Consider the following 17318-nt stretch of genomic DNA (forward strand, 5'->3'; position numbering starts at 1 on the left):
AGCTTTCGGGGTTTGGCGCAAAACATGGGTGTTAACCCGAAAATGCGCCAAAAATGCGCCGACATTGCGCGCGGATCGGCACTGCGCTCGCGGCGGGCACTGGACGTATGCGGCAAACCACACGGTATGCGCGCGGCCCTCTTGTTTTAAGGCACAATCGACGACCTGACTTTTGCCGTTGCCGCCATGAAGCTGCTGCTGATCGAAGACAACCCCACGCTTGCGCACTGGCTCGCGAAGATGCTGGAGCAGGAGGCCTTCGCGCTCGACGCCGTGCAGGACGGCGATGAAGCCGACCGCCTGCTGCGCACCAATCACTACGACGTGATCCTGCTCGACCTGAACCTGCCGAAGCTGTCGGGCAAGAACGTGCTGCGCCGGCTGCGTCAGCGTGGCGACGCGACGCCGGTGCTGATCCTCACCGCAAGCGGCTCGATCGACGAGAAGGTGGAGCTGCTCGGCGCCGGCGCCGACGACTATCTGGTGAAGCCGTTCGAAGTGCGCGAGCTGATCGCGCGCATCAAGGTGGCGATTCGGCGGCAGTCGCCGTCGAAAGCGGGCGAGGTGGTGTGCGGCGATCTGTCGTTCGACATCGACACGCGCCAGTTCACGCTGAAGGGCGCGCCGCTGAACGTGACGCCGCGCGAGCGTTCGGTGCTCGAAGCGCTGATCCTGCGCCTCGGCAAGACGGTGACGAAGCCGGCGCTCGTCGATGCGATCTTCACGCTCGCCGACGAGCCGAGCGAGGATGCAGTCGAGATCTACATTTCGCGTCTGCGCAAGAAGCTCGATGGCAGCTCGGCCGCGATCGTCACGCTGCGCGGGCTCGGCTATCTGCTGCGCAAGCGGGAAGACGACCAGTAACGATGGCCAATAGCCTACGCATACGCCTGCTGTGGTGGCTGCTCGTACCGCTCGCGCTTTATGTGTTCGTGACCGGCAAGACCGAGTACGACAACGCGCGGCACACCGCGAATCTGGTGCAGGACAATCAGCTGGTCGCGTCGGCGCGGATGATCGCGGGCGAGGTCGAATGGAGCGACGGCTTTCTGCGTGTCGATGTGCCGCCCGCTGCGCTCGAGATCTTCGCATCGCCATATCGCGACCAGGTGTTCTATAGCGTGCGTGTCGACGATGGGCGGCTGCTCGCGGGTACGCCTGATTTCCCGCCGCGTCCGCTGCGGGCGCCCGACGTGCCGGATTCGTACTACACGCAGTTGCACGGCCAGCAGGTGCGCGCTGTCGACATCGTGCGGCTCATGTACGACAACGGCGCGACGCGTCCCGTGCGCGTGACGGTCGGCAAGACCGTGCGCTCGCGCGATGCGATGACGCAACAGCTGTGGCGGCCGCAACTCGTGCGCCAGCTCGAAATGATCGCGCTGGCGGTGGCGCTCGTTTGCATCGGGCTCACGTTCGAGTTGCGGCCGTTGATGAAGGTGAAAGACGAGGTGGCCGACCGCGATCCGATGCAGCTCGAACCGATTCGGGTCGAGCGTCTGCATACGGAACTGCGGCCCATCGTCGATGCGATCAATCAGTGCATCGCGCGGCTCGGCGTGCAGGTGGCGGCGCAGCGGCGCTTTATCGCCGACGCCGCGCATCAGTTGCGCACGCCGCTCACGCTGCTCGGCACGCAACTGCAATTCGCGCGGCAGCAGGAAGGCCTCAATCCCGCGCTCGACGAAGCGCTTGCCGCGATGCATCGAAGCAACCGCTCGATGGTCGGGCTCACCAACAAGCTGCTTTTGCTCGCGCAGGCCGAGGCCGCCGACAACTCGCAGCTCGCCATGGAACGCGTCGATCTGGTGCCACTCGCGATGGAGGTCGTCGAAGATCTCGCCCTGCTCGCGCAGGCACGTGAAATCGATCTGGGCGCGGAATTGCACGGCGCGGCGCCGGTGCTCGGACATCGCGGCTTGTTGCAGGCACTGATCGCGAATCTCGCCGAGAACGCGATTCGCTATACGGGCAGCGGTGGTCACGTGACGGTCGCCGTCGTGAACGCTGATACCGCGGCCAATGCGGTGACGGTCAGCGTGACCGACAACGGCCCCGGCATTCCGGCCGAATCGCGCAGCCGCGTGTTCGAGCCGTTCTTTCGTGCGTCGACGGATACCGAGGGCACGGGCCTCGGTCTTGCGATCGTGCGCGAAATCGCGGACGCCCATCACGGCGAGATCACGCTGAAGGCGGGCGAGGGCGGCAAGGGTGTGCATATCGCCGTGACGTTTCCGCGCGCGACGCCGAAGTGATCGGGACAAACCCGAGGTTCGCGCAACATGCACAGCCGTGAAAGCATCGGGAAGGGTTCGCACCTTCGAAATCACGGGCAGGCGACCCGCGCGGCGCCCGGACACAAGATAACGGAGACACCCCCAATGAAGCTTTCCTTGACGCGTTTCTCGCGCGCGGCCTATGCCGCCGTCGCGGCGTCGCTCGCGCTGTGCGCGCTCGCGAGACTCGCGACGCCTGCGCAAGCCGCCGCGCCGGAGAAACTCGCGATCATGGTGGGTGGTACCAACAAGCTCATCTATCTGCCGGCGCGTCTTGCCGAACGGCTAGGCTATTTCAAGGCCGAAGGGCTCGACGTCGAACTGCTGTCGCAGCCGACTGGAATAGACGGCGAAAATGAAATGCTCGCGGGCGCGGTGCAGGGCGTGGTCGGCTTCTACGATCACACGATCGATCTGCAGACACGCGGCAAGGAAGTGAAGACGATCGTCGTGTTCAGCCAGGTGCCCGGCGAAGTGCAACTGGTCGCGGCGAAATCGGCCGATTCGATCCGGAGCATGGCCGACGTGCGCGGTAAAACGCTCGGCGTGACGGGGCTCGGTTCCTCGACGAGTTTTCTCACGCAGTACCTCGCGCAGCGCGCGGGCGTGCGGTCCACGCAATACACGCTGCTGCCGGTCGGCGCGGACAGCAGTTTCATCGCGGCGATGCGGCAAGGACGCATTCACGCGGGTATGACGACCGAGCCGACCGTCACTCGACTATTGAAAGCGGGCGACGCCAAAGTACTCGTCGACATGCGCAATGTCGATGGCACGCGCGCCGCGCTCGGCGGCATGTATCCGGCGTCGAGCCTCTATGTGCAAAGCACGTGGCTCGACGCGCATGCCGACGAAGCCGCGAAACTCGCGCGCGCATTCGTCAAGACGCTGCGCTATATGCGCACCCACAACGCGGAACAAATCGCCGCGCAGATGCCAAAAGAAGACATCGGCAACGACAGGGCGCTGTATATCAGCGCATTGCAGGCCTCGCTGCCGATGTACACCGTCGACGGCAAGATGCCAGCCGACGGTCCGCAGACGGTGCTGAAGGTACTGTCGAGCTTCAATCCGGCGGTGAAGGGGCGGCATATCGATCTGTCGCGCACGTTTACCAATCGGTTCGTCGATGAGGTGAAGCCTTGAAAGCGGGTTGACCGCGGGGGTCGCTTCGAGCACAAGATGAAGCTTCACAATGGTTGCGTCGTCGCGACGACGTTTGGCGCGAAGAACCAGTTGCAATTGACGACGGGCATTCGCACGCGGTTCTGAGTTGCGGGACGGCTTGCGAAAGCCACCTCACGACTTGCGCTCGCGTCCCGCACGCGTCTTGCCCGCTTCGCTCCTCGCGCGGGTCTGCGCCGCGAGTTCCTCGACCATCTCCCGCGCGGCCGTCTGCAACTCGGGCACATAGCGCCGCTTCGCTTCCGCGAGCGACACCGCGCGCGACAGAAACACTACGTTCAAGCTCGCGAGCACGCGTTCCTCGAACACGATCGCGACGGCAACCGCGCCGATCTTCCCCTGATCCGCCCAGTCGCCGTGATTCGAGCCGAACCCATCCGCGCGCACGCGTCGCACGAGACTGCGAATCAACGCGTCGTTCGACGCGAGCGCCTTCTGCTCCTCGCCGCCCGCGCCCGCGCGCAGCAGATCGAGAATGTCCTCGCGCTCCTCGTCGGGGCACATCGCGAAGTACGCGCGACCCGCCGCGGTCAGCAGGATCGGTAAACGGCGGCCGACCATCGCGCGATGAAACGATAGCGGACTGAAGCGGTGCGTGGTCTCACGGACGATCATCGCGTCGCCGTCGGGCGTGGTCAGATCGGACGGCCACGCGACGCGTTGCAGCAGACGCCCCATCACCGGCGGCGCGATCGTCGCGATACGTTCGTCGTCGGTGAAGCCTTCGCTCAGCGCGCGCACCTTCAGCGTGAGCCGGAAGCTGTCGTCCGACGCGCTGCGCCGCACGAAGCCTTCCTCCATCAACGTTTCGAGCAGCCGCCGCGCGGTGGTGCGATGCAGGCCGGTCAGCTCGCTGATCTGCTGGCTCGTCGCGCGGCCGCTGTCCATCGAGTTGAGCGCCTGCAGGACCTGCAAGCCGCGCGACAGACCTCGCACATTCGTGTATTTGGTCACTTGAAACCTCAATCAAATCAACTATGTGCATTCTATGCACAATTTCCAGATTTTGTTGAGCGGCCAGGTGGCCGGTCCTAGACTGCCAACAAATCAACGATTTCATGGAGACGCAAGCTGTTGCCCGCAGGCGATTTTTCGCCATGGCGACAGCCGGTTCCCGCCGCCGCGCTCCGTGAATATCTCGACCCGGTCACTCTGGTCGACATACGGAGACAACATGCCCCAACCGCTCGACCCGGTGGCCGCGCAAGGCCACAGTGGACCCGTCACCACCGACGTCGCGATCATCGGCGCCGGCCCGGTCGGTTTGATGATCGCCAACTATCTCGGCCTGCAGGGCGTGCGCGTCGTGCTGATCGAAAAGCTCGACGGGATCATCGACTATCCGCGCGCAATCGGCCTCGATGACGAAGCGCTGCGCGTGTTTCAGTCGGTTGGCCTCGCCGATGCATTGCTGCCGCACACGACCCCCGATCACTGGATGCGCTTCGTCACGAGCAACGGTCACTGCTTCGCATCGATCGAGCCGCGCACCGACGAATTCGGCTGGTCGCGCCGCAACGCGTTCATTCAGCCGCTGGCCGATCGCGTGTTGTACGACGGCCTGCAACGCTTCCCGCATGTCGAGGTGCTGTTCGGCCATACGGTCGACTCGTTCACGCAGGACGGCAGCGGCGTCACGATCGAAGCGGAACATGCGCAGAGCGGCCGCCGCACGATCCGCGCGTCGTACATGGTCGGTGCGGACGGCGGCAACAGCTTCGTGCGCCGCACCCTCGACGTGCCGTTCGAGGGCCGTACGAAACCGAATCAGTGGATCGTCGTCGACGTGCGCAACGACCCGATCGGCTCGCCGCACGTGTACATGCATTGCGATCCGCGGCGCCCGTATGTGTCGGCCGCGCTGCCGCACGGGATTCGCCGCTTCGAATTCATGGTGATGCCCGGCGAGACCGAGGAAGAGCTGTCGAAGCCGGAGAACATGGCCGCGCTGATCCGCACGGTGGTCGCCGAGCCGGAGAAGGTCGACTACATCCGCAAGCGCGTCTATACGCACAACGCGCGCCTCGCGAGCAGCTTCCGCGTGAAGCGCGTGCTGCTCGCCGGCGACGCCGCGCACATCATGCCGGTGTGGCAGGGCCAGGGCTACAACAGCGGTATTCGCGACGCGAGCAACCTCGGCTGGAAACTCGCGATGGTGGTCAAGGGCGTCGCCGGCGATGCGCTGCTCGATAGCTACACCGCCGAGCGCCGTTCGCATGCGCGCTCGATGATCCACCTCTCTGAGGTCGCGGGCGACATCTTCGCGCCGACGAGCCGCTTCGGCATCAAGTTTCGCGACGCGTTCGTGCGTACGTTCAACTGGTTCCCGGCGGTCAAGCGCTACTTCGTCGAAATGCGTTTCAAGCCGATGCCACGCTATGAAAGCGGCGTCGTATTGCTGGCGCGCACGCCGCGCAAGCGTGGCTGGCTCGCGCGCGTGCTCGAACGCTCGGGGCATTCGGCGCCGGGCCGCCTGCTCGGTCTGATGAGCGAGAAGCGCGAGTCGCGGCTCGGCCGTCTCGTGTATGGGCGCGACCCGCATTGTCATTCGCCGGTCGGCCGCATGTTCATTCAACCGCGCGTGCGCACGGTGAGCGGCGAGGTCGTGCGACTCGACGACGTGCTCGGCAACCGCTTCGCGATCGTCGGCTGGGGCGCGGAACCGACCTTCGGTTTGTCGGAGCAGGCGCGCGCGATCTGGCAGCGGCTCGGCGGCTGCTTCGTGGTCGCGAAGCCGGATACGCAGTTGTCTTTCCATGACGACGTGCCAGAAGACGTCATCGCGATCGGCGATGTGAACACGCGGCTGAAGGACTGGTTCACGCGAGTGCCGGAATCGGTCGTGCTGTTGCGTCCCGATCGTTTCGTCGCGGGCATGGGCTCGCCGCAGCGGGTGTCGCAACTCGTCGTCGAACTCGCGCGGCAGCTGCATCTCGACCTGGCGGGGCGGGCCGACGTGGCCGGTTCTGGCAACGAAGCAGCGTTCGCGCCCGATGCCGTCGCCATTTTCGCCACCGCAGCAACCGCCGGAGCCTGATATGCCGATGCTGCTCGAATGCCTTTCGCACACGCCGTTGCACGGCTATTACGATCCCGCGCCCGAAGTCGTCGCGGAAGTCGAGCGCGTGCATGCGGCAGCGCGTGCGCGCGTCGTCGAGTTCGATCCCGAACTAGTCGTCGTGTTCGCGCCCGATCATTACAACGGTTTCTTCTATGACGTGATGCCGCCGTTTTGCATCGGCGCATCGGCGAGCGCGATCGGCGACTTCAAGAGCCTCGCCGGTCCGCTGGACGTGCCCGTCGATACCGCGCTCGACCTTGCCGAAGCGGTGCTCGCGAGCGACGTCGACGTCGCCGTCTCGTACCGCATGCAGGTCGATCACGGTTGCGCGCAAGCGCTGGAGATCCTGACGGGCGGCCTCGATCGATATCCGGTCGTGCCGGTATTCATCAATTCGGTGGCCGCGCCGATGGCTTCATGCCGCCGCGCGCGTCTGCTCGGCGATGCGTTGGGTCGAGCGCTCGCACGCTCGAAGCAACGCGTGCTCGTGATCGGCTCGGGCGGCATCTCGCACGAGCCGCCGGTGCCGGAACTCGCGGGCGCGAGCGAGGAAGTCGCCGAGCGTCTGATCGCGGGCCGCAATCCGTCGGCCGAATCGCGTGCGGCGCGTGAGGCGCGCACGATCGCGGCGGCGCGCGCGTTCGCCGCGGGCGACAGCCGTCTGCATCCGCTCAATCCGGAATGGGATCGCGCGTTCCTGAAGCTGCTCGAAGACGGCGAACTCACCGCGCTCGACGGTTTCACCAACCGCGCGATCACGCGCGAGGCCGGCAAGTCCGCGCACGAAATCCGCACGTGGATCGCCGCGTTCGGCGCACTGAACGCGAGCGGCCCGTATCGCGCGTCGCTCGATTACTACCGTCCGATCCCCGAATGGATCGCGGGCTTTGGCGCGATGCATGCCCGACCCGTGACTTCCCACGTCTAACCGAATCAGGAACCCGCTATGACCACTCAAAGCAATATAGACGCGCTCGCCCTGTGCCTGCGCGAATCGGAACGTACGCGCGCGACCATCGCGCCGTTGCGCGACGACCAGTGTTTCGTCGACCTGTCGAACCCGGCCGACGCCGAGGAGCTCGCGTACGCGGTGCAGCAGGCCAACGTGGCCGCGCGCATCGCGGCGGGCGAGCGCGTCGTCGGCCGCAAGATCGGACTCACGTCGCCGGCGGTGCAGCGTCAACTCGGTGTCGACCAGCCTGACTTCGGCGCGCTGTTCGCATCGATGGCGTATGGCGACGGCCAGCCGATTCCTCTCGAGCAGTTGATCCAGCCGAAGGTCGAAGCGGAGATCGCGCTCGTGCTCGAACACGATCTGCTGCACGAGCGCCACACGTACGCCGATCTGATGCGCGCAACCGCGTATGCGGTCGCGGCGATCGAAGTGGTGGACAGCCGCATCGAAGGCTGGAACATCCGTTTCGTCGATACGGTCGCGGACAACGCGTCGAGCGCGCGCTTCGTGCTCGGCAGCCGGCCGGTCCTACTGCGCGATATCGATCTCGCGGCCTGCGCAATGACGCTATCGAAGGATGCGGAAGTCCTGTCGCGCGGCAATGGTGCCGCGTGTCTCGGCAATCCGCTGAATGCCGCCGCCTGGCTCGCGGATCGCATGGTCCGGCTCGGCACGCCGCTGCGTGCCGGCGACGTGCTGATGACGGGCGCTTTGGGCCCGATGGTCGCCGTCAAGGAGCCGGGCACCTACTGCGCGCAGATCGAAGGTCTCGGCAGCGTCCGCGCGACTTTTTCCGCATAAAACATGCACTCGCAAGCACTCGATTGGGAACTCATATGGCAAGCGAAAAACTGAAGGCCGCGATCATCGGCTCGGGCAACATCGGCACCGATCTGATGATCAAGATCCTGCGTCACGGCAAGCATCTCGAAGTTGCGGCGATGGTCGGCATCGATCCGAACTCCGACGGCCTCGCGCGCGCCGCGCGGCTTGGCGTCGCGACCACGCATGATGGTGTCGAAGGTCTGACTCGTCTACCCGTGTTCAACGACATCGACTTCGTGTTCGACGCGACCTCGGCCGGCGCACACGTCAAGAACGATGCGCTGTTGCGAAAGCTGAAGCCCTCGATTCGCGTGATCGATCTGACGCCGGCGGCGATCGGCCCGTACTGCGTGCCGGTCGTCAATCTGGACACGCATCTCGACGCGCCGAACGTGAACATGGTCACGTGCGGCGGACAGGCGACCATTCCGATGGTCGCGGCCGTGTCGCGCGTCGCGAAGGTGCATTACGCGGAGATCGTCGCGTCGATCAGCAGCAAGTCAGCGGGCCCAGGCACGCGCGCGAACATCGATGAATTCACCGAGACCACGTCGAAGGCGATCGAAGTGGTCGGCGGCGCCGCGAAGGGCAAGGCGATCATCGTACTCAACCCGGCCGAGCCGCCGGTGATGATGCGCGACACGGTCTATACGCTGTCGGAGCTGGCCGACCTCGACAAGGTCGAGCAGTCGATCGAGCAGATGGCCGCCGCGGTGCAGGCGTACGTGCCGGGCTATCGCCTGAAGCAGAAGGTGCAGTTCGACGAAATCAGCGCGAGCGCGCCGCTGAACATTCCGGGCCTCGGCAAGTTCAGCGGTCTGAAGACCTCGGTCTTCATCGAGGTCGAAGGCGCCGCGCACTATCTGCCTGCGTATGCGGGCAATCTCGACATCATGACTTCGGCCGCGCTCGCGACCGCGGAGCGCATGGCGCAGGCGCTCGTGCAGGCATCAGAGGCTTAAGGAGACTTCCCGCATGGACAAGAAACTGTATATCTCCGACGTGACGCTGCGCGACGGCAGCCACGCCATTCGTCACCAGTACTCGATCCGGAACGTGCAGGACATCGCACGCGCATTGGACCGCGCAAAGGTGGACAGCATCGAAGTTGCCCACGGCGATGGCCTGCAGGGTTCGAGCTTCAACTACGGTTTCGGCGCGCATAGCGACCTCGAATGGATCGAAGCGGTGGCTGACGTGGTCGAGCACGCTCAGATCGCGACCCTGCTGCTGCCTGGCATCGGCACGATCCACGATCTGAAGGCCGCATACAACGCGGGCGCTCGCGTGGTGCGCGTCGCCACGCATTGCACGGAAGCGGACATCTCGAAGCAACACATCGAATACGCGCGCGAACTCGGCATGGACACGGTCGGCTTCCTGATGATGAGCCACATGACCACGCCGGAGAACCTCGCCATCGAAGCGAAGAAGATGGAGAGCTACGGCGCGACCTGCATCTATGTGGTCGACTCGGGCGGCGCGCTGACGATGAACGACGTGCGCGACCGCTTCCGCGCGGTGAAGGCGGTGCTGAAACCCGAAACGCAGACGGGCATGCACGCGCACCACAACCTGTCGCTGGGCGTGGCCAACTCGATGGTCGCGGTCGAAGAGGGCTGCGACCGTATCGATGCATCGCTCGCGGGCATGGGCGCCGGCGCGGGCAACGCGCCGCTCGAAGTGTTCATCGCGGCGGCCGAGCGCATGGGCTGGAATCACGGCACCGACCTTTACACGCTGATGGACGCCGCGGACGACATCGTGCGTCCGCTGCAGGACCGGCCGGTGCGCGTCGATCGCGAAACGCTCGCGCTCGGCTATGCGGGGGTGTATTCGAGCTTCCTGCGCCACTCGGAAGTGGCCGCGAAGAAATACGGCCTGAAGACCGTGGACATTCTCGTCGAGCTGGGCAAACGCCGCATGGTGGGCGGCCAGGAAGACATGATCGTCGACGTCGCACTGGATCTGAAGCGCGCGCACGCAACCGACGCAGTGGCTTCATGACCCGGACGCTGCGCGACGGCGCCGCATGCCGCGCGCGCAGCGTTCATTTCATCCAGCAAGGTCGCCGCAAGAGCGACGCTGACTCAACATTGGAGACTTTTATGCGGCAGTCAACGCAAGCAACGCAAACAACACAGTCGACGAAAACTCTTGCCGGCGGCGCGCTGACGATCGGGCTCTGCCTGATCGTCGCGCTGCTCGAAGGCGTGGACCTGCAATCGACCGGCCTCGCGGCACCGCGCATGGCGCGCGAATTTCATCTCGCGGTCGCGCAGATGGGCTGGACGTTCAGCATCGGCGCGTTCGGGCTGCTGCCAGGAGCCGCGATCGGCGGACGTCTCGCCGACCGGCTCGGGCGCAAGCGCGTGCTGATGTGGTCGGTCGCGCTATTCGGCATCTTCTCGCTCGCGACCGCGCAGGTGTGGGACCTGAACAGCCTGCTCGCCGCGCGCTTTCTGACCGGCCTCGGTCTTGGCGCAGCGATGCCGAATCTGATCGCGCTGTGCTCGGAAGCGGCGCCGCCCCATCAGCGCAACACCGCGGTCGGCGCCATGTATTGCGGCATGCCGTTCGGCGCGGCGCTCGCGGCGGTGGTCGGCATCATCAGTCCGGGCGACGCGGGCTGGCGGCATATCTTCTACGTCGGCGGCTTCGGGCCGTTGCTGGTGCTGCCGCTGCTTGCGCTGTTCCTGCGCGAGTCGGCGCAGTTCGTCGCGGCGCGTGCAACCAAAGGCGCGCGACGCGATGCGTCGGCTAGCGTGACGCACGCGCTGTGGCAGGAAGGGCGCGCGGGCACGACGATCGCGTTGTGGATCAGCTATCTAGGCACGCTGATCGTGCTGTATTTCCTGATCAACTGGCTGCCGTCGCTCGTCTTGACTCGCGGTCTGACGCGCGTCCAGTCCGGTGTCGTACAGATGATGTTCAACATCGGCGGCGGCATCGGCGCGATCGTGATCGCCGGCATGATGGACCGGATGGGCCGGCGCCGCACGGTCGCGGGCATGTATGTCGGCATCGTCGTTGCGCTTGGCGCGTTGCTGAGCGCGAATGGCGGCACGTCGATGGCGTGGGGCGGTCTGCTCGCGGGGCTGTTCCTGGTCGGCGGCCAGTCGGTGTTGTATGCGCTGGCGAGCAGCCTGTACCCGACCGAAGTGCGTGGCACCGGCGTCGGCGCGGCCGTGGCGGTGGGCCGTCTCGGCTCGATCCTCGGACCGTTGATCGCGGGGCAACTGCTCGCGATCGGTCAGGGTGCGAGCGTGCTGCTCGGCGCGAGCATTCCGCTGATCGCGCTCGCCGCGATTGGCGCGTGGCTCGTCGTGAATCGCTCGACACTTCGTTATACCCCGGTGGCCGCGCAATAGCTTGGCAGCCCGAAATACCGCGCGGGTCCGCCGTCAACGGCGACTCGCGGTCACTTAATCCGTGAAACAAAGGAATTCGACATGAGCAACACCAACACACAAGCAGCGGCGATCACCGAGGAAGCGACCAGCCGATTCGTGCGGATCACCGAAGACGGCCGCGAGATGCAGCTCCACTACAACGACGTGGGGCAGGGTGAGAAAACGGTCGTGATGCTGCACGGCTCGGGACCGGGCGCGACCGGCTGGGCCAACTTCAATCGGAACGTCGAGCCGCTCGTCGCGGCGGGCTATCGCGTGATCCTGATGGACTGCCTCGGTTGGGGCAAGAGCGACCCGATCGTCTGCAAGGGCTCGCGCTCGGAACTGAACGCGCGCTGCCTGAAGGCGCTGCTCGATGCGCTCGATATCGAACGCGCGCATATCATCGGCAACTCGATGGGTGGGCATAGCGCGGTCGCGTTCGCGCTCGCCGAGCCGCAACGCGTCGGCAAGCTCGTGCTGATGGGCGGCGGCACCGGCGGCCCGAGCCAGTTCGTGCCGATGCCGACCGAAGGCATCAAGCTGCTGCAAGGGCTGTACCGCAACCCGACCATCGAGAACCTGCAGCGCATGATGAGCGTCTTCGTGTTCGACACGAAGGCGTTGACCGACGACCTGATGCAAGCGCGCCTCGCGAACATGCTGGCGCGCCGCGATCACCTCGAGAACTTCGTCGCGAGCCTCGCCGCGAATCCGAAGCAGTTCAACGACTACGGGCCGCGGCTTGGCGAAGTAACCGCGCCGACGCTCGTGATCTGGGGGCGCGACGATCGTTTCGTGCCGATGGACATCGGACTGCGGCTCGTTGCCGGGATGCCGAACGCCGATCTGCATGTGTTCGGCCGCTGCGGGCATTGGGCGCAGTGGGAGCATGCGGACAAGTTCAACCGGATGGTGGGGGAGTTCCTGGGACGCGGGCATTAAGCAGGGTTGTCGTTGTGGGCGACTGGTGCGTCGTTGCGGCGGCGGGCTGGTTGCCTCGTTTAGGTTTGGGTTCTTTTCTTCGCCGACTAATAGGCGATTTCAAGGTCCAAATGTAGAGTCAATGTAGATACGGGCGACTTGCTGTTTTCGCTGTGCGTATCTACAATGGATATACATTTGGAGCTGGGATATGAAACTCAAGATTCAGAAGTGGGGCAACAGCGCTGCAGTACGGTTGCCGGCCGTGTTGTTGGAGCAAATTCATGCGTCGGTGGGCAGTTCGCTGAATGCGGACGTGCGCCCCGAGGGGGTGTTGCTTACGCCTGCGCGTCGCAAGTATTCACTGGATGAACTCGTCGCGCAGTGCGATCCGAAGGCGCCACTGCCAGCCGATCTCGACGTCTGGAGTGATGTCAAGCCGGCGGGGCGCGAAGCATGGTAAGGCGCATCAAGTTCGAGCGCGGCGATATCGTGCGCGTGAGCCTGAATCCGACGCCTGGCAAGGAGCAGCAAGGCGATTTCCGTCCCGCGCTGGTTTTGTCGCCTGCCGCATTCAATGCTCTTGGGGTCGCGCTCGTTGCGCCGATCACGCAGGGGGGGGAGTTCGCTCGATACGCTGGGTTCGCGGTACCGCTCTCGGGTTCGGGAACAGAGACTCAGGGGGTGGCTCTGGTGAATATGGTGCGCACTCTGGACCTCGAGGCCCGCGGCGCACGCAAAGTCGAGCGCGCTCCGGCCGAGGTAGTCGAGGACGCGCTCGCCCGACTTCAAACGATTCTGGAATGACGGGAAAGACGATACGAACTAAACCAATCCGCGGCGAGCGACCCCATCACTGCGCCGCCGGCATCCGGGTCACACTCTTCGGCACCCGCCCATCACTACCCGCGGCGTCGTCCGCTGCCTCTCCCAACTCCCGCCTAACCGTCGACTCCCGCACCACCAGATGCGGATCAAGCATCGAATAACCCGCGCTTTCTTCGCCCGTACCGTGCAGTCGTCGATCAGCTTCATCATCGCGAGTTCACCCATCTTCTCGCTCTGAAAGTCTACCGAGGTCAGCGCCGGCGACGCGTACTCGCCATACGGCACGTTGTCGAATCCAGCGATGGAAACGTCGCGCGAAGTCGGCACGGTGACGGGACTCGCCGCGCTCGTCGCGGGGCTCGGCAATTTCGCGTTCACGATGACGATGGACTGGTTCGTGAGCCGCGTCGGCTATACGCCGTTTTTCGTGGCGCTCGGCTTTGGCGATCTGATCGGCGCGAGCCTGCTATGGACGCTCGTGCGCCGTCCGTCGACGACGCCGGCGCAGGACGTCGTGACGCGCGAAGCGCGGGCGTGAGGAGCCGGCGGCGGCGCAAGCGCATCTTCGAAGCGCCCAATCGTCGGCAAGTGGAGGGCCAGCAGTCACGGCTCGGTGGCGGCATTTGCGGCTCGTCAATGCGACCAATTCGCATTCATCCAAAAATAATATCCCGCAAGTCATCTATAAGATATCTGTCTTAAGACCGAGGTAATCGGCCGCAAACCCTTGCCAGTCATGGATCGACCCGTTTGGGTAGGGTCTCGCGACCTGTTTGTCTGGTCACATTTAGTGGAAAACGCGCATATACTCTCGGTCGTATCGCAAAACGAAGGTCGCGGGGTTGCGTCGTGCCGAACTGACGCCGTCGCCGTCGTGCCACGATTTGCGCTGGCTTCGACTGCCAACGCTCTGTCTATCACTTCCTAGCAAAGCATTAATCATGTCCACACCGCCGAAGATCATCTACACCCTGACCGACGAAGCGCCCGCACTGGCGACGTACTCGCTGCTGCCGATCGTCAAGGCGTTCACGCGCTCGTCCGACGTGCTCGTCGAAACGCGTGACATCTCGCTCGCCGGCCGGATCATTGCCGCATTTCCGGACTACCTGAGCGCGGAGCAGAAGGCTTCCGACGATCTGGCGGAGCTCGGTAGACTCACCATGCGCCCGGAAGCGAACATCATCAAGCTGCCGAACATCAGCGCGTCGGTGCCGCAGTTGAAGGCCGCGATCGCCGAGCTGCGCGACCAGGGCCATAAGCTGCCGTCGTACCCGGACGTCGCGACGACCGACGCCGAGAAGGACGTCAAGGCCCGCTACGACAAGATCAAGGGCAGCGCGGTGAACCCGGTGCTGCGCGAAGGCAATTCGGACCGCCGCGCGCCGTTGTCGGTGAAGAACTACGCGCGCAAGCATCCGCACAAGATGGGCGCATGGAGCGCGGACTCGAAATCGCACGTCTCGCACATGAGCGATGGCGATTTCTACGGCAGCGAGAAGTCGGCGCTGGTCGCGCAGGCCGGTAGCGTGAAGATCGAACTGGCCGCCGCCGACGGCACGATCACGGTCCTGAAGGCGAAGACGCCGGTGCAGGCAGGCGAAATCATCGACGCGTCGGTGCTGAGCAAGAACGCGCTGCGCAGCTTCATCGAAGCGCAGATCGCCGAGGCGAAGGCGAACGGCGTGCTGTTCTCGGTGCACCTGAAGGCCACGATGATGAAGGTCTCGGACCCGATCATCTTCGGTCACGTGGTGTCGGTGTTCTACAAGGACGTGCTCGCGAAGCATGCGGAAGCGCTGGCCAAGGTCGGCTTCAACCCGAACAACGGTATCGGCGACCTGTACGCGCGTCTGAAGGATCTGCCGGCTGAAACGGCCGCGGCGATCGAAGCCGACATCAAGGCGCAGTACGAACAGCGTCCGCCGCTCGCGATGGTCAACTCGGACAAGGGCATCACGAGCCTGCACGTGCCGAGCGACGTGATCGTCGACGCATCGATGCCGGCGATGATCCGCGAGTCGGGCAAGATGTGGGGCGCCGATGGCGCGCTGCACGACGCGAAGGCGGTGATTCCGGACCGTTGCTACGCCGGTGTGTACCAGGCGGTGATCGAAGACTGCAAGAAGCACGGTGCGTTCGACCCGGTCACGATGGGCACGGTGCCGAACGTCGGGCTGATGGCACAAGCCGCCGAAGAATACGGTTCACACGACAAGACGTTCCAGATCCCGGCGAACGGCGTGGTCCGCGTCACCGACGAAGCCGGCGCGGTGCTGCTCGAGCAGCCGGTGGAACAGGGCGACATCTTCCGTATGTGCCAGACCAAGGACGCGCCGGTCCGCGACTGGGTCAAACTCGCGGTGAACCGCGCCCGCGCTTCCAACACGCCGGCCGTATTCTGGCTCGACGCGGCGCGCGCGCACGATGCGCAGATCATCAGGAAGGTCGAGCAGTACCTGAAGGATCACGACACGAACGGTCTCGACATCCGCGTGATGACGCCGGTCGAAGCGACGAAGTTCTCGGTCGAGCGCATCCGCGCCGGCAAGGACACGATCTCGGTCACCGGCAACGTGCTGCGCGACTACCTGACCGACCTGTTCCCGATCATGGAACTGGGCACCAGCGCGAAGATGCTGTCGATCGTTCCGCTGATGGCCGGTGGCGGCATGTTCGAAACCGGCGCGGGCGGTTCGGCGCCGAAGCACGTGCAGCAGCTGGTCGAGGAAGGCTTCCTGCGCTGGGATTCGCTCGGTGAATTCCTCGCGCTGGCGGCATCGCTTGAGCATCTGGGCTCCGCGTATCACAACCCGAAGGCGCAGATTCTTGCGAAGACGCTCGATCAGGCGACTGGCAAGTTCCTCGACAACGACAAGTCGCCGGCGCGCAAGATCGGCGGTATCGACAATCGCGGCAGCCACTTCTACCTCGCGATGTACTGGGCCGAAGCACTGGCCGCGCAAACCGACGATGCCGCGCTGCAGGCGCAGTTCGCGGGCGTCGCGAAGGCGATGGCCGACAACGAGGCGAAGATCGTCGCGGAACTCGGCGCGGCGCAGGGCAAGCCGGTGGATATCGGCGGCTACTACCGTCCGAACGTCGAGCTGACTGGCAAGGCGATGCGCCCGAGCGCGACGCTGAACGCAATCGTCGATTCGGTGGCTTGAACTCGCGCGGGCGACTGATGCGGTAAGCGCCGCGGCCGCACCTGCGCTGGCCCCGAAAGCCGCGCGGTAAGCACGCAGTACAACCGCGGACAAAGCCGCAAGCAGGACCGCAAATACGACAATGGCGCCTTCGGGCGCCATTGTCGTTTCTACTGTCACTGCTACGTCGCCGTCGGTCATGCCCGTCCTTATACGTGAACGATTTCCCAATCGGCGAGCTTCTCCGGAATTTCGAGCGTCGACGTGTCGAGCTCCGACAGATGCTCGCAGCTCAGACCGCGCGCGAGGTCGTCGGCGGCCTGTTGCGGGCTCGGGAATTCTCCGAGCGTTTCGTTGCCGTAGGTGGCTTCCCAGCCGTCCTGACCCGGCAGAATGTAGAACGCTCCCTGCGTCGAACCAAAGCGAAAGCCTTTCATTTTTAGTCTCCCAGTTGCCAATAAAAAAAGCCGCGATTCGTGACGGCTTCTTCGCAATCTGCGGGATTTGGGTGGCCGTGTCGTGAGACCCCTCGAATCCGACTGCGTGAAGCGCGTGCTCTTGTGAAAGAGTCTACGTCAGCGAATCGGCGGGCAATTGGGCGTCGAACCGGTCTTTATATTAAAAATATGCTTGTAAAAACAAAGGCTTGTGCGATCCGTTTTGCGATGTGCAACGCCGCCGGGCATCGTGAAATGGCCGCTTTGTGCCCCGCAACATGATTTT

At 64.5% G+C, this 17318-nt stretch carries 16 protein-coding genes and 1 pseudogene; 14 read left to right on the forward strand and 3 right to left on the reverse strand.

Annotation, left to right across the window (positions count from 1 at the left end):
- Positions 1-186: 186 nt before the first annotated feature.
- The 3 genes from OKW35_RS21405 to OKW35_RS21415 all read left to right on the forward strand — a co-directional run bounded on the left by OKW35_RS21405 (position 187) and on the right by OKW35_RS21415 (position 3422).
- Positions 187-864 carry a response regulator gene (locus OKW35_RS21405; protein WP_018423692.1) on the forward strand — a complete coding sequence of 226 codons (678 nt, stop codon included), beginning with the start codon at positions 187-189 and terminating at the stop codon, positions 862-864.
- A gap of 2 nt (positions 865-866) precedes the next feature.
- On the forward strand, positions 867-2255 hold the full coding sequence (locus tag OKW35_RS21410; RefSeq protein ID WP_429553076.1) for a sensor histidine kinase: 1389 nt from the start codon (positions 867-869) through the stop codon (positions 2253-2255).
- A gap of 126 nt (positions 2256-2381) precedes the next feature.
- Positions 2382-3422: an ABC transporter substrate-binding protein gene (locus OKW35_RS21415; RefSeq protein ID WP_429553077.1), complete on the forward strand. Its 1041-nt coding sequence runs from the start codon at positions 2382-2384 to the stop codon at positions 3420-3422.
- A gap of 153 nt (positions 3423-3575) precedes the next feature.
- Here OKW35_RS21415 and OKW35_RS21420 read toward each other — a convergent pair whose 3' ends face one another.
- Positions 3576-4415 carry a DNA-binding transcriptional regulator gene (locus OKW35_RS21420; RefSeq protein WP_429291702.1) on the reverse strand — a complete coding sequence of 280 codons (840 nt, stop codon included), beginning with the start codon at positions 4413-4415 and terminating at the stop codon, positions 3576-3578.
- Positions 4416-4635: 220 nt separating this feature from the next.
- Between OKW35_RS21420 and OKW35_RS21425 the strand changes: the two genes are divergently transcribed.
- From OKW35_RS21425 to OKW35_RS21465, 9 genes are all read left to right on the forward strand, one after another.
- Complete coding sequence (locus OKW35_RS21425) at positions 4636-6498, forward strand: bifunctional 3-(3-hydroxy-phenyl)propionate/3-hydroxycinnamic acid hydroxylase (RefSeq protein WP_429553078.1); 1863 nt, start codon at positions 4636-4638, stop codon at positions 6496-6498.
- Between the two features lies 1 nt (position 6499).
- The gene (locus OKW35_RS21430; protein ID WP_429553079.1) at positions 6500-7450 is read left to right on the forward strand and encodes a 3-carboxyethylcatechol 2,3-dioxygenase; all 951 of its coding nucleotides are present in this window, start codon (positions 6500-6502) and stop codon (positions 7448-7450) included.
- 18 nt (positions 7451-7468) lie between these two features.
- Positions 7469-8278 (forward strand): 2-keto-4-pentenoate hydratase, encoded by an 810-nt coding sequence (locus OKW35_RS21435; RefSeq protein ID WP_429553080.1) that lies wholly within the window; start codon positions 7469-7471, stop codon positions 8276-8278.
- Between the two features lie 35 nt (positions 8279-8313).
- Positions 8314-9264 carry an acetaldehyde dehydrogenase (acetylating) gene (locus OKW35_RS21440; RefSeq protein WP_184046345.1) on the forward strand — a complete coding sequence of 317 codons (951 nt, stop codon included), beginning with the start codon at positions 8314-8316 and terminating at the stop codon, positions 9262-9264.
- A 13-nt stretch (positions 9265-9277) separates the two neighbouring features.
- Positions 9278-10309 carry a 4-hydroxy-2-oxovalerate aldolase gene (gene dmpG / locus OKW35_RS21445; RefSeq protein ID WP_184061639.1) on the forward strand — a complete coding sequence of 344 codons (1032 nt, stop codon included), beginning with the start codon at positions 9278-9280 and terminating at the stop codon, positions 10307-10309.
- 101 nt (positions 10310-10410) lie between these two features.
- Entirely contained in the window at positions 10411-11673 is a 1263-nt protein-coding gene (gene mhpT, locus OKW35_RS21450) for a 3-(3-hydroxy-phenyl)propionate transporter MhpT (protein WP_429553081.1), read from the forward strand.
- An 81-nt stretch (positions 11674-11754) separates the two neighbouring features.
- Positions 11755-12639, forward strand: coding sequence for an alpha/beta fold hydrolase (locus OKW35_RS21455; RefSeq protein WP_429553082.1), 885 nt, complete (start codon positions 11755-11757; stop codon positions 12637-12639).
- A gap of 190 nt (positions 12640-12829) precedes the next feature.
- Entirely contained in the window at positions 12830-13081 is a 252-nt protein-coding gene (locus tag OKW35_RS21460; protein WP_429553083.1) for an AbrB/MazE/SpoVT family DNA-binding domain-containing protein, read from the forward strand.
- Complete coding sequence (locus OKW35_RS21465) at positions 13075-13425, forward strand: type II toxin-antitoxin system ChpB family toxin (protein WP_184046355.1); 351 nt, start codon at positions 13075-13077, stop codon at positions 13423-13425. The genes OKW35_RS21460 and OKW35_RS21465 overlap by 7 nt, the downstream gene beginning before the upstream one ends.
- A gap of 46 nt (positions 13426-13471) precedes the next feature.
- On the opposite strand, the pseudogene OKW35_RS21470 reads toward OKW35_RS21465, so the two are convergent.
- A pseudogene (locus OKW35_RS21470) lies at positions 13472-13761 on the reverse strand (substrate-binding domain-containing protein); the annotation flags it as partial.
- On the opposite strand from OKW35_RS21470, the gene OKW35_RS21475 reads away from it, so the two are divergent.
- A complete protein-coding gene (locus OKW35_RS21475) occupies positions 13748-13984 on the forward strand; it encodes a hypothetical protein (RefSeq protein ID WP_429553084.1) in 237 nt (78 codons plus the stop codon). The pseudogene OKW35_RS21470 and the gene OKW35_RS21475 sit on opposite strands and share 14 nt — an antisense overlap.
- A 403-nt stretch (positions 13985-14387) precedes the next feature.
- A complete protein-coding gene (locus OKW35_RS21480) occupies positions 14388-16616 on the forward strand; it encodes an NADP-dependent isocitrate dehydrogenase (protein ID WP_429553085.1) in 2229 nt (742 codons plus the stop codon).
- Between the two features lie 188 nt (positions 16617-16804).
- Here the strand turns inward: OKW35_RS21480 and OKW35_RS21485 are convergent, their stop codons facing one another.
- On the reverse strand, positions 16805-17032 hold the full coding sequence (locus tag OKW35_RS21485) for a hypothetical protein (protein ID WP_187610566.1): 228 nt from the start codon (positions 17030-17032) through the stop codon (positions 16805-16807).
- Positions 17033-17318 lie beyond the last annotated feature (286 nt).

Origin of the sequence: Paraburkholderia sp. MM5477-R1 (genome assembly GCF_050436385.1) — a bacterium.
Taxonomy (GTDB): Bacteria; Pseudomonadota; Gammaproteobacteria; order Burkholderiales; family Burkholderiaceae; genus Paraburkholderia; species Paraburkholderia tuberum.